This is a genomic window from Chryseobacterium vrystaatense, from assembly GCF_000737765.1.
Taxonomy (GTDB): Bacteria; Bacteroidota; Bacteroidia; order Flavobacteriales; family Weeksellaceae; genus Chryseobacterium; species Chryseobacterium vrystaatense.
The window spans coordinates 422,709-436,640 of the sequence record NZ_JPRI01000002.1 but is presented as its reverse complement, the minus strand read 5'-3'; the positions used below and the strand labels follow the sequence as shown (position 1 = coordinate 436,640).

9 protein-coding genes are annotated in these 13,932 nt (G+C 36.4%); all 9 read left to right on the top strand.

Translation table 11 applies throughout. From position 1 onward, the window contains the following. Positions 1 to 396: 396 nt before the first annotated feature. The 9 genes from IW16_RS07480 to polA all read left to right on the top strand — a co-directional run bounded on the left by IW16_RS07480 (position 397) and on the right by polA (position 13,657). A complete protein-coding gene (locus tag IW16_RS07480; protein ID WP_034741688.1) occupies positions 397 to 2,892 on the top strand; it encodes an ATP-dependent Clp protease ATP-binding subunit in 2,496 nt (831 codons plus the stop codon). 55 nt (positions 2,893 to 2,947) lie between these two features. After that, on the top strand, positions 2,948 to 3,817 hold the full coding sequence (locus IW16_RS07475) for a lytic transglycosylase domain-containing protein (RefSeq protein WP_034741686.1): 870 nt from the start codon (positions 2,948 to 2,950) through the stop codon (positions 3,815 to 3,817). Positions 3,818 to 4,193: 376 nt separating this feature from the next. Continuing rightward, on the top strand, positions 4,194 to 4,604 hold the full coding sequence (gene tssD, locus IW16_RS07470) for a type VI secretion system tube protein TssD (RefSeq protein ID WP_175550372.1): 411 nt from the start codon (positions 4,194 to 4,196) through the stop codon (positions 4,602 to 4,604). Between the two features lie 214 nt (positions 4,605 to 4,818). After that, the gene (locus IW16_RS07465; RefSeq protein WP_034741680.1) at positions 4,819 to 6,996 is read left to right on the top strand and encodes a type VI secretion system Vgr family protein; all 2,178 of its coding nucleotides are present in this window, start codon (positions 4,819 to 4,821) and stop codon (positions 6,994 to 6,996) included. After that, positions 6,996 to 8,066, top strand: coding sequence for a LysM peptidoglycan-binding domain-containing protein (locus IW16_RS07460; RefSeq protein ID WP_034741676.1), 1,071 nt, complete (start codon positions 6,996 to 6,998; stop codon positions 8,064 to 8,066). The genes IW16_RS07465 and IW16_RS07460 overlap by 1 nt, the downstream gene beginning before the upstream one ends. Further along, positions 8,063 to 8,995 carry a DUF4280 domain-containing protein gene (locus tag IW16_RS07455; protein WP_034741673.1) on the top strand — a complete coding sequence of 311 codons (933 nt, stop codon included), beginning with the start codon at positions 8,063 to 8,065 and terminating at the stop codon, positions 8,993 to 8,995. Before IW16_RS07460 ends, IW16_RS07455 begins: the two co-directional genes overlap by 4 nt. A gap of 3 nt (positions 8,996 to 8,998) precedes the next feature. Beyond that, the gene (locus IW16_RS07450; RefSeq protein WP_131327857.1) at positions 8,999 to 9,661 is read left to right on the top strand and encodes a hypothetical protein; all 663 of its coding nucleotides are present in this window, start codon (positions 8,999 to 9,001) and stop codon (positions 9,659 to 9,661) included. A gap of 348 nt (positions 9,662 to 10,009) precedes the next feature. Continuing rightward, positions 10,010 to 10,417, top strand: coding sequence for a type VI secretion system tube protein TssD (gene tssD / locus IW16_RS07445; RefSeq protein ID WP_175550373.1), 408 nt, complete (start codon positions 10,010 to 10,012; stop codon positions 10,415 to 10,417). A 405-nt stretch (positions 10,418 to 10,822) separates the two neighbouring features. Beyond that, entirely contained in the window at positions 10,823 to 13,657 is a 2,835-nt protein-coding gene (gene polA, locus IW16_RS07440) for a DNA polymerase I (protein WP_034741663.1), read from the top strand. The last annotated feature ends 275 nt before the right edge of the window (positions 13,658 to 13,932 follow it).

Here is a 13,932-nt window from a genome sequence, read left to right as displayed (position 1 = left end):
AATGATTGTTTTATAATGTAAATATAGAGGTGAGATTACTATTTTGTTTATCTTTAGTGAGCCGTGGTAGAAAAAAATGTCAAAGTAGAAAAGCAAATATTCAGAAAATGAAAAAGATAGAATAATTAAGCAAGGAGGAATGGATCTTGACAAAATCATCTGCTATAGAAAAGATCAGCGTCATGTTTCTTTGGAGAAATATTCTTCTGAAAATATCAGCTCAATAAGAAATACCAACAAAACTTATTACTTCTCTAATCAAAGAATTAACTATCTTTATCCTCCTGCATTTTGCATAAAAAAGATATATTTGTATAAATGTATTTTCGCAGATAACACCAAATAATCTGATCAAAATAAAAAGAACACAGACATATTAATATAAGAAAATTATAAATGGGAGTACTAGTAACCAACGAAACAGTAAAACAGCTATTTCATATTGCTCAGTCGATAGCGAAAGAAAATTATAATGCAACATACGGTGGCCCACATATTCTACAGGCCTTAATGCATAAAGATATCGGCCTAAACGAATTCCTTAAAAGCATTGACAAAGATCCCGGCTACTTTTATGAGTGGGCGGATGTCCGTATTGAAGACTATCCAAAAACTGCCCATCTTCCGGATGAGGTTCGTCAGGATGAAGCTATAGACACTCTTATTGAAGAAGCAGACGATATTCGCCTGAAATTAGGTCTGGATGAGATCACCCCGATATGTATCCTTACAGCAATTGTGAAACCTCAGGTTGTTTTTTCACTGCAGCAGCTGAAATCACTTCCTTTAAGAGAACACGAAATTTTTAATTTATACAGAAAAGATACTCCTTTCGCAGTGTCTGAAGACGGTGATTTTTCATCGCTTTTTTCAAACGGATCAGATTTCACAGATCAATCATTTCCGTCTATCAAAAGTTACTGTGTAGACAGAACGGCACAGGCAAGAAAAGGAGATCTTGAAAACATTATAGGAAGAGACAAAGAACTCAGGATGCTTGTTGAAATCCTTTGCCGAAGAAGTAAGCCGAATGTGATCATCATCGGTGAACCTGGCGTTGGTAAAACGGCTTTGGTAGAAGGCTTTGCAACTGAAATTACCAAAGGGAATGTTCCTGAAATGCTTAAAAATGCAACGCTTCTGGAACTGGACACAGGAGCATTACTGGCAGGAACTTCTTACAAAGGTGAGATTGAAGACCGCCTTAAAAAAGTGATTAATGAATGTAAGAAAATTGAAAAAGCAGTACTTTTCATAGATGAAATTCATACCCTTCTGGATCCAAAAGGAAGCATTGGAAACGTGGCTAATCTTTTGAAGCCGGAACTGGCAAGAGGCGAGATTACTGTGATCGGAGCTACAACACAGGAAGAATATAGAAAAATTATCGAACCTGAACAGGCATTCAACCGTCGCTTTGAAGTTTTAACCGTCAATGAGCCGGATGAACAAACCTGTGTGAAAATGATAGATGTCCTTTTGGATGGCTATAAAAAACATCATGGTATTGAAGTAGAAAAAAATTCTATTCCTGAATGCGTACGTCTGGCAAAAAGATATGCAAAGGGCAAAAAACTGCCTGATGCAGCAATTGACCTGCTCGACCGAACTATGGCAGCCATTAAAATGCTTGACGAGCTTTCAGAAAAAGAACTTGCAAGCTGGAAAGAAACTTATGAAACGATCTTAAAAGAAGAATTTACCGACACTAAAGATCAGGCGAATGAGCTGATCTGGAACTATAATCTTCTGAGAGATAAAATAAGTCCTATTCTTTGGGGATCGCTAAGTGAGCAGCCGGCTATTGATAATTCGATGCCTGTTGATCAGATTCATAAGATCATTGACGATACCTATGCAGAACTTTTACAGCATGCAGCCGTAAAAAGAGAAAAAGTAGACCGCTTAGAACTGGCAGCAGTGATGGCGGCAAAAACAAATATTCCAATTGGAAAAATCCAGGCACAGGAAAAAGAAAAGCTCCTGAATATGGAATCCCTTTTATTGAATAGAGTAGTAGGGCAGGATCATGCCTTAAAAATTCTTTCAGATGCTATTGTGGAAAACCGAAGCGGACTTAATAAACCCGGACAACCCATCGGATCGTTCTTCCTTCTGGGACCTACCGGAACAGGTAAAACAGAGTTGGCAAAATCCATGGCAGAGCTTCTTTTCAATGATGAGAAAGCGATGGTACGTTTTGATATGTCCGAATTTAAAGAAGAACATTCCGCGGCACTCTTATATGGTGCGCCTCCCGGGTATGTAGGATATGAAGAAGGAGGAATGCTGGTCAATAAGATCAGACAGCAGCCGTATACCGTTGTTTTATTTGATGAAATTGAAAAAGCCCACCATTCCGTTTTTGATGTATTCTTACAGATCATGGATGAAGGAAAGGTTCATGATAAATTAGGAAAAGAGGGAGATTTCAGTAATGCTATTATATTATTTACTTCAAATATTGGAAGTGAAGAGATTGTGAAACAGTTTGAAGAAGGAAAAGTTCCGGAATCATCAGCACTGATGCAGATCATGTCCAACTCAGGAAGATTCAGGCCCGAGTTCTTGGCAAGGATCACAGAAATTATTCCTTTTGCACCGATCACTGAATCGATTGCAGAGAGAATTTTCAATATTCAGCTGAAGTCACTTCACACTTCACTGATGCGATTAGGAATGACTTTAAAGATCACAGATGAAGCGGTAAAAAACCTTGCATTGGGTGGGTTCAGCAGCAAATACGGAGCAAGACAGATTTCAGGCGTGATCCGTGCGCAGCTGGCGAGACCGATTTCTAAAATGATCGTAAGAGAAGAAGTGAAATCCGGACAGACTATTCATGTTGACTGGAACAGTGAAGAGGAAAAATTAAGCTGGAAAGTAGATTAATCATAAAATAAAGAAAACTTAAGCTTTCTTTGCAGATAACCATTAAGGAACTAAAATGAAAACTGTATTCAAAAATATTTTTACGGGACTCATGCTGGCAGGAACTTTTGTAACGGTAAACGGACAATTTCTTGCAGCTTCTGATACCTCAGAAAGCAGCGTAAGAAAATACAATAACATCATCAATTCCAATAAGGAAATTGTTGAATTCATCGAATACTCACTAGCGCAGAAAGGATTGCCTAAGCACCTGAGAAATCTGGCCCTGATTGAATCCCATTTTAACAGAAATATAACCTCAGGAGCTGGAGCTGTAGGAATATGGCAGTTTATGACTGCACACGCGAATCAGTATGGGCTTACAGAGCAGAACCGTACAGATGTATACAAAAGTACCAAGGTAGCAGTAGTTTCTTTAGCGAATCTATACAGAAAGTATGGTGACTGGATCACGGTAGTTGCTGCCTATAACTGTGGTGAAGGTAATATTGCCAAAGCTGTACAGGCGGCAGGTTCTACACAGTACCATCTATTCTCCAAATATCTCCCCGGAGAGACCATCAATCATGTAAAAAAATACCTGAATGCCTGCTATGCAACCGGTGAGCTGGAAAATGTTTTAAATAATTATAATTCTTCAAGGCTTAATAAAGTTTTCTTTGCTGAAGGGGGAGGCCGTCAAAATACTGATGTCCCTCTGCAGGAAACGGAGATTAATGCTGGGTTTAATCTGGACATCATTGCAGATGAGCTGAAAGTTCAGGTGAATGAGATCCTTGCCTGGAATCCGGGAATTGTAGAGGAGCTCCAGAAAAAGGGGGAAAGTTCTCTTTATCTCCCTACTGATCTTATGCCTGATTTTCTCTTGAGAAAAAATAAGATTCTTTCCCGTTCTATAAAAGAGGGCAGCCGTACTCAGCAGTAACCTTCAGCAGGTATTAAAAAATAGTAGAAAAATCTTATAGCCGTTACTTTTTTGTAACGGCTATTTTCATATCTATATATAATTTTTTATGACCTGCTACGGGGTTCTTTTTATCTTAAAAATTCTTAATATTTCTCTTTAAGGTGTAAAATGTTTGGTTTTATTAGTTTATAATTGGTGTTTTAATTGGTTTTAATTCAGTTGTTTATCGGTGTTTTTTAAATCTATGATCGTAGAATTACTACATGAAATCGTAGAACTACTACAAATTTTGAGATTTCTGTCTAAAAGCTTTTTTATCGAAATATACCGTTCTATATTTGCTATATAATAAATCACCCAATCACAAAATATTAACAGTTAAAATTTACCAATCATGGCAGCAAATTCAAGAGGAATCTTAAAATTCAACAACGGAGGAGAGCAAAAGTTATTAAAACTTAATTACAGCGTATCAAGATCTACGGACGTTTCAGGACGTGTAGCATCTGATCCTTCTAATGCATTGATTAAAGTTACAGTAGAAGCTACCGAAAAGTCGGACATCCTTGAAAGCTTACTGAACGGAAAGTATAAGCCTACCACAGGAGAAGTTACTTTCAACAAATCTCACGAAGAAGGTACATTAACTACTTTGAAGTGGGAAAACGGATATGTCATTCAGCACGAAGTGGACTTCGACGCTGTAGACGAAAACAGTATGCTGATAAGCTTTGTAATAAGCGCAGAAGTTATCACTCTAGGTAATTCTGAATATCGCGGAATGTGGCCTTCAGATGGCAAATAATCTGAACAATCCCTTAGTAAAAATAAATTAGTACAGAATAGTATATTCATCAGGATATACTGTTCTGTTTTTTGGCGTTTTAGATCAGGAGTATTAAGAACAGATCCTGTCGAAGTTCTTGTCTGCGTTGCAAAATAAGGATGGAGAATGCTTTCATATCACCACTGATATCTTGAAGTTAAACTTATACAGTATAATTAAAAAAAAACACACTATGTTTAAAGATGATCGATCAATAAAAGGACAAAGTAGCAAAGGTGCTATAAAAGATACAGGCGGATCGGAAAATTTGAAAAGTGCTGAAAATATTGCCGTTCAAAAAATAGATGACAAGATTCAAAAAGCAGATGAAGCTGTTAAAAAGTCTGCAAAAAAGGCTCAGGAAATATATTCAGGTGCCGCACAGAATTCTAAAATGTTTATGAACCAAACCCTGGTTCCCAATACCCCTTCCGTTACCGAAAGCAAGGTATGGGCAAAACAGCCAACTTCCAGAATACATAATGCCCAGGCTATTCCTCAAAGCTTAATTGCGGGGATAAACCGTGTTATCATGCTTGATATTGTGATAGAAGGACAAATCATCAAACACTTTAAGCATTTTAAATTGTCACAAAGTGCTTCAAAACACCATGAATTCATCCTGACCCTTGCCCATGACACATTGGGAGGTGCAGAAAATCATAATTTGCAGGAGGCACAGAATTTTTTAGGAAAAAGAATTACAGTCGTATTTAAATATAAAGATATTGAAGAAGGCCCTGAGCGTAATTTTGTAGGAGTTATTACAGAAGTAGGCTTCAGCCAGGAACAAGGGAATCTGGGTAATATTGTTCTTACAGGTTTCAGTCCGACAATTCTGCTGGATGCAGCTCCTCATATCCAGAGTTTCGGCGGTGGGCAGGAAGTGAGTCTGAACAGTATTGCAGATCATGTGATAAGAGAAGGTTTAGGGCAGAATAAATTTGATTTCAGGATAGATGCCCAGCACGGAAATGTTCCTTACAGTTCTCAATACGAAGAAACTCATTATAATTATCTGGCCAGAGTAGCAGAGGCATATGGCGAGCAGTTTTATTATGACGGGGAAGTATTGCATTTCGGGAAACTTCCGCCACAGGAAAAGGCCGTTATGCTTACCTATGGCAGCAGTGTAAGTGATATTGCCATCAGAATGAAAGCCCAGCATGTAAGTCCAAGCTTTTATGGTTACAACAGCAGCAAAAATGAAAAACTGACCACTGGAAATTCAAAAATCAGCCATACATCGGATATTGCCAAGCGGGCATATGAAATTTCAGAAAGAACTTTTAAGACGCCTTCTTTAAGGGTTGCGCCTATTAAGGCGACCTCTTTTATGGATATTGACGCTTCCCAGAAAGGAACTGCAGGAAGCAAAGCTTCGGAGGTCTTCATTACTTCAGGATCTACGACAGTTCCGTTCTTATATCCCGGATGTACCGCAGATATTGAAATGCGTAAACCAGATACCAATGATACAAGCTATTTTACCAAATTAATGATCATCGGAGTTACCCATGAAGTAGATGCAAGGGGGTATTACGACGGGACTTTTGAAGCTATTGCTGCAGATACAGGATTTATCCCCCGTCCGGAATTTGAAACCCCTAAGGCAGAGTCCCAATTTGCAAAAGTTGTTTCCAATACCGATCCTCTGAACCAAGGGAGGGTAAAGGTCCAGTTCGACTGGCAGAGCGGGCATGATACCACAGAGTTTATCCGTGTGATGTCTCCTGATGCGGGAAGCAGTGATAAAGTCAATAAAAACCGTGGATTTATGTCTGTTCCGGAAGAAGGTGATCAGGTAATTATCAATTTCGTTCATCAGCATCCAGACCGTCCATTTGTGATGGGAGGAATGTTCCATGGAAATATTGGTGCAGGGGGCGGAGCCGGGAATAATGTGATGAGCTTAAGCAGTAAAAGTGGAAATATTATCCAATTTCATGATGGCTGTGGGATTGAGATTAAGGACCGAAGTGGAAATCATGTCACTTTAAGCGGAACCGGAGATATTAATACGGATGTAAGTAATGATAGTACAGAGAATATTGGTAATAATCAAACAGTCAACGTGAGTACCAACAGTACGATTAATGTAGGGAAAGGACAGTCTACAATAACAATGGATAATGGTGGGAAAATAAATATTAAAAGTGCTTCCGAAATAAAACTGGAAACAGGAAGCAGCTCTATTACGATGACTTGTGATGGGAAAATTGTTATCCAAGGAGATATTATTGCACTTGGAGCTAACGGGATAGGAATAGTTGGGAATAATGATGTAACAGTAAAAGGAGGGACCACTGCAACAGCAGTGTTTAAAGGAAGTACTACAATAACAGGTTCGCCACAAGTTGATATTAATTAATGATGGAGTTTATAAAGTATAAAATACAGCAAGGTGATACTTTACTGTCTATAGCTGAACAGCAAGAAATCAGTGTAAAGGAACTTGTTGGTTTTCATAATGAAAACTGTGGTATGACCAATGTTATCATTGCCAATAAATTACCTATACATTTGAAATTTATTTTTTTGAAAAATAAAGAATCTTTTGAATCAAATGATAAAAATAGTTTTACAGAAAATGTATTCAGTAAGATTTCAAAAAGGGAAGCAAGATACAGAACTAAGCAGATAAATATAATTAAACTGAATGATGTGATTAGTGCTCATTCTGCTATTCAATGTGATTATTATCTTTTATTACAAAATAAAATGAATGAAGAGATAATAGCTGATGTAAGATTAGATGATAGTATTTATAATTTTTATACCCAAGGATCCGAAGAATTATCTGATTTTATAAGGTCATCAGATACTGTTAAAAGCAACATTATATATTTATTAGATGAGAAAGGGGCTATTGCAGATCTATTAAATGAGGAAACTATACAGCAGAATTGGCACCGTTTTAAAAAACAGCTCCCAATGAATAAGTTTTTTCAGAAAAGTCCTTCAGAGGTATTAGATAAGATTATAAATGCCGGAAATATTGAGTATAATTCAAAAATTATTTTATTAAAAAATAGCAATACGAATCTTTTTAATAAGATTATGTTTGGTCAGTATCTAACGAAATCTTTTAATAATTTTGAACATGAGCAGTTTGATACAGAATCACATTTTTTTCCACAAATTGCATTTACGGTTGATTTTGAAACGACAAAAAGTAGTGAAGACAAATCTGTAGTTAATTATACAAAAAAAGGAAGACCCAAATTTGTAGATATAGATAGTATGATTTTGTTATATGAGAAATTCTATAGACCTCAGATAGAATTTAAATTTACAGATTATTTATATGATATTGAAATAGATTTTTCTGTATCAAAAGAAGATGGTTTGATTAATGAAGCTTCTGTAAGTATAAGTGAAAGAATTAAAAATAATATGGAATCTCAAGTATTATACGAACTTAAAAGAGTAGAGTTATGAAGGGATATATTGAAGAAAAGGCATGGCTTTCATGTTCTTTTGATTTGGCTGGAACTCCACAGCAATTGAAGAGACATCTTGATAAAGAGGATAATAAAGTTCAATATTCTGTGGGGAAGCGTCTGCTTACAGAACTAGACAAAAATACAAAGGAATGTTTTAAATGTAAATCTCCTGCAAAATTTTGGGGAGGAATGTTGGCTTTGATTGGTGGAATAGCTGTCGGTGCAGCATTAGTATTAAGCGGACCGGTAGGCTGGATCGCATTGGGAGCTATAGCCATTGTTGCTATAGGAACAACAGTTGCGGTAATTACTCATGATTGTTCAGATAAACAGAAAGAGGGAAATTGGGAAAGGGTTCATAAAAAAGTTACGATAAAAGGAAAAAATCCCTTATTGTATAATCACTCTATTTTGACATGTAAGCAAGGAGGAATATTAATTGCATCTGAAACAGAAGGCTTAGCACAAAAAGTATCTGATTCTATGAAATATAATGCAAGGCAAGAGCTTGCTGTGCAAATATTGTCTCAAGCTGTTTATGGTGTAGCTACCGGATATACCTCTCCAAATGCCCCAGTAGCAGTATATAATGCAATAGCTGGTGCTGGCGTTTATGCGGTAGGTGAAAAAAACACGCCTTTTGGATGGACTCTTGCAGGGATAAAATTGTATGGTCCGGATAAATGGATAGGATTAATTGCTTCTAGTAAAAAAAATGTAATTGGAGCTGCCTTTGCTAAAGATTTTTTTTATGGAAAATCTGGATTTCTTGCAGGGATGGGAGTGACTATAGCCGCAGCTATAGCAGATTATTACGTTAATCAACTTGAAAGTGATTTAGAGAATAAAAATACTGAAGTAATAAAAAAACTCTCTGCTTCAGATACAGGATCGGGGAAAAGTATTATCGCACAAAAAATTTAAATTATGACCATACTTAGTAAGATGCGACTATTTTTCGCCATCAATATTTTACTGTTAATTATTTTTAGAATTGTAATTCCAGGATATAAAGAAATAAAGAGACAAAAAGAGGTTACTGCAAATACTATTAACAAATACAAAAGCAATTCAACAATTATAAAAGTTCCCAATTATGAAAAATTACTAAAGGAAGATAAGAATGAGATCTATTTTGATGGTACTCCTTTTGTTAAAAAATATAGTACAAAAGAAATATCTCTTATTAAAGATAAAACTGCGGGTAAAATTTATAAGCTTGAGCTATATTATCCACAAAGCTTCATTGATATTAGTAAAAACGATGAAAGTTTTTGGTTAGCCGTAAATAATAATGAATTGAAAAATAAAAAAGGAACTGTTAACGATCCGATTATTGTTTTACAGTATGGCTTTGGGCCTATTAAAAACAGTTATATTCCCCAAGAAAAATATGATTACAGTATTAAAGAGTATCTGACCTATAAAGATTATACAGTACCTTCAAAAGATCTTATTTATTATCTGAATATGATTTGGGTATTTGTAACCATCGCAGGTTTTTCAATTACTACCGGAATGTCTATTAGAAAAGATAGAGCTGAAAAGAAAGAGGCAGAGTCTTCTGTAATGATGAATGCAAAAGAGTAAGTGAATTTTAATACATTATTCTTTTGATTTGATATTTCCCCATATTATTAAACGTAGTTACTTTTTATCTTTTTCAAATATAAATAGATAATTTTTATACGATAATTCTCTTTGTGGTGTAAAACGATCGCTTTTCATGATCATTCAAATATCAGTAAACCTTTTATAAATAGATAATTAAGCTATTATGTTAAATCAAAAGTCGTAGAATTACTACATCAAATCGTAGTATTACTACAATATTTCAGATTTATACCCAAAAACTTTTTCTTTACCTGTATCGGGTCTATCTTTGCTCTGTAATCAATCACTAATCACAATATTATATAACAATTAAATTCACCAATCATGGCAGCAAATTCAAGAGGAATCTTAAAATTCAACAACGGAGGAGAGCAAAAATTATTAAAGCTTAATTATAGCGTATCAAGATCTACAGACGTTTCAGGACGTGTAGCATCTGATCCTTCTAACGCTCTTATCAAAGTTACAGTAGAAGCTACTGAAAAATCTGATATCTTAGAAAGTTTATTGAACGGAAAATATAAGCCTACAACAGGTGAGGTTACTTTCAATAAATCTCACGAAGAAGGTACATTAACTACTTTGAAGTGGGAAAATGGATATGTAATTCAACACGAAGTAGACTTCGATGCGATTGACAGCAACAGTATGCTAATCAGTTTTGTAATCAGCGCAGAGGTAATCACTCTAGGTAATTCTGAATACAGAGGAATGTGGCCAGGAGGTCAATAATTAATAGGCCCAAGTCTTTTAATACAAAAATAACATCAGAACAGAACAGCAGAAATGCTGTTCTGTTTTTTTTTGTCTGAACTTTAATTAGATATTAGACATCAGACATCAGACATCAGACATCAGATTTCAGACAGTCGTAAATAGTAATATGGGTTGTTAATGGTGAATTTTGCTTCGCAAGTCAATGGTGGAGGATTGATGCAAGAAACAAGATTTTATAGATCAGATTTCAAACATGGGGATTTAGTGAAGAAAATGAGGTAAGGGAAATTATTTTGAGAGTTACACACTCGAAACCCTCTAACTCACCAACCCTCCGGCTCTCAAACCAAATCCCATAATTCATGATTTATAACTCAAAGAAATATTCCTATTTTCTTATATTTGTTCATTATAGATATTATGGACGCAACACAAGATAAAAGACTCTTTCTTATCGATGCTTATGCAATGATCTTTAGAGGTTATTACGCATTGATCAGGAATCCGAGACTCACCAGCACAGGTTTGGATACTTCTGCTATTTTTGGCTTTACCAACTCTTTGATAGAACTCATCAGAAGAGAAAAGCCATCTCATTTAGCGGTTGTTTTTGATGTAGGACAGGCAAGCGTAAGAACCGATGATTATGCGGACTACAAAGCCAATAGAAGCGAAACTCCTGAAGCGATCAAAATTGCTATTCCATACATTCACAGAATTCTTCAGGCAATGCATATCCCGATTTTGGGAGTAGAAGGTTACGAAGCAGATGATGTTATAGGAACCATTGCCTGCAAAGCAGAAAAAGAAGGATATACCACTTTTATGGTGACACCGGATAAAGATTTTGCCCAGCTGGTTACCGATAAAATCAAGATCTATAAACCAGGCTTAAAAGGCGGTGATATCGAGATTTTAGGAGTAGAAGAGGTCAAAGCAAAATACGAAATTGAAGATCCAAAACAGGTTATTGATTTCCTTGCGATGATGGGTGATGCGGTAGATAATATCCCGGGGCTGGATGGAGTAGGAGAGAAAACGGCTATGAAATTCCTTAAAGAATTTGGTAATATTGAAACCTTATTGCAAAACACTGATAAGCTGAAAGGAAAGCTGAAAGAAAAAGTAGAAGCCTCTGCAGAAAGGGGAATTTTATCGAAAAAACTAGCGACGATTATCTGTGATGTACCCGTTGAATTTCATCAGGAACAATATGATCTGGATACACCGGACTTCGAAAAGGTAAAAGAAGTTTTTGACGAAATCGAATTCAGAAGATTATATGAAAATCTGTACAGAGCTTTTGCTTCTGCACCTGTAGAAACACTTGTGGTAACTGAAGTTGAGATTACACAGAAACCGACCGGAGCAGAAATAAAAGGACAGGCAATGCAGCTTGACCTGTTTGCCAATTTTGAAGAACTGGATCAGGCAACCTCTACCAAATCAAATATAGAGCATAATGATCATTTGTATCAGTTTGTAGATAATCCAAAAGCACAGAAAGTTCTGGTTAATAATTTATTAAAGCAGAAAGCAGTATGTTTTGATACCGAAACCACTTCACTGAATGAACTGGAAGCTGAGCTTGTTGGAATGAGTTTTTCCTATAAAAAAGGATTGGCTTATTATATTCCACTATCCGAAGACAAAGGGGAAGTGCTCCAGACTCTGGAAATTTTCAGACCATTCTTTGAAAAAGAAGACCTTTTGAAAATCGCACACAATTTAAAATTCGATTATAAAATATTAAAACAGTACGATATTACTGTAAAAGGAGCCATCTTCGATACCATGATTGCCCATTATCTGCTGAATCCGGATGGAAGACACGGAATGGATTATCTTTCAGAAGTATACCTGAATTACAAACCTGTTTCCATTGAAACAATTATCGGGAAAAAAGGTAAGAATCAAGGGACTTTCAGAGATGCAGATCTGAGAACACAGACTGATTACGCTGCAGAAGATGCTGACGTAACATTCCAGTTGTATGAGCTCTTTGCGCCACAATTAAAAAAAGAAAACTTAGAAGATCTTTTCTTCAACATAGAAATGCCTCTCATGGAAGTATTGGCAAAAATGGAGCTTTCCGGAATTTCATTGGACGAAAAATGGCTTGCACAGGAAAGTATCGATCTTGAAAATGATTTAAGACAGCTTGAAACTACAATTTTTGATCTTTCAGGAGAAGAATTCAACATGAATTCACCAAAACAGCTTGGAGAAATCCTGTTTGAAAAAATGCAGCTGGACCCTAAAGCCAAGAAAACAAAAACCGGACAATACGCCACTTCTGAAGACGTGCTCCAAAAGCTTTCCTCGAAACATGAGATCATCAAGCATATTCTGGAATACAGAACTTATCAGAAATTAAAATCTACCTATGTAGATGCGCTGCCTTCACAGATCGATAAACTGGATAGCAGGGTACATACCAATTTCTCTCAGACTACGGCTGCTACCGGGCGTCTGGCAAGTGTAAATCCTAACCTTCAGAATATTCCGATCAGAACACTCCGCGGACAGCAGATCAGGGGAGCTTTTGTTTCTGGAGAAGGAAAAAAGATCATCTCAGCCGATTACTCGCAGATCGAACTTCGTCTGATTGCCGAAATCTCAGGAGAAAATAATATGATCAAAGCGTTTCAGGATGGAGAAGATATTCATGCGTCAACAGCAGCAAAACTATTCAAAATTCCATTGGAAGAAGTTTCCAAAACGCAGAGAAGCCAGGCAAAAACAGTCAACTTTGGAATTATCTACGGTCAGGGAGCATTTGCATTGGCAGAGCAGACCGGGCTTTCAAGAACTGAGGCCAAACAGATGATCGAAGCCTATTTTCTAACCTATCCAAAGTTAAAAGAATATATGGCTGAGCAGGTAAGCAAAGCCCGTCAGATAGGATATGTAGAAACGATCTTAGGAAGAAAACGCCATTTAAAAGATATCAATTCCAATAACTTCGTGGTAAGAGGACATGCAGAAAGAAACGCTGTGAATGCTCCGGTTCAGGGGAGTGCTGCTGATGTTGTAAAACTGGCTATGATCAAAATCGATAAAGAGCTTAAAGAACAGGAACTGCAAACGAAAATGCTACTTCAGGTACATGATGAACTTGTATTTGAGGCTCCTGTTGACGAAATTGAAAGAGCTTCAAAACTGATTAAAACCGAAATGGAAAGTGCCCTGGAAACCCAGGTGCCATTACTGGTAGAGGTTGGAGTCGGGAATAACTGGCTCGAAGCGCATTAACAGAATAGAACTAAAATAAAAGATAAGGTGGTTTTTAAGCTCACCTTATTTTTTTTAATTCTGTAAGATTCTTAGTCGCACGTATGCTGCAAAAAATTCAAGAGTAATTTCTTAAAACAAAAAAGAAGACTAAAAAATTTAGCCTTCCAAACTTCCTGTATTGACAGGAAACTTCTGTAATCATTTTTCACCTCATTGATTTTACCTTCGTCTCCGGTTTTTTTTAAGGCCGTATTTTAAAGAATGAAATTCATTCACATCAATACCCAGTAAAT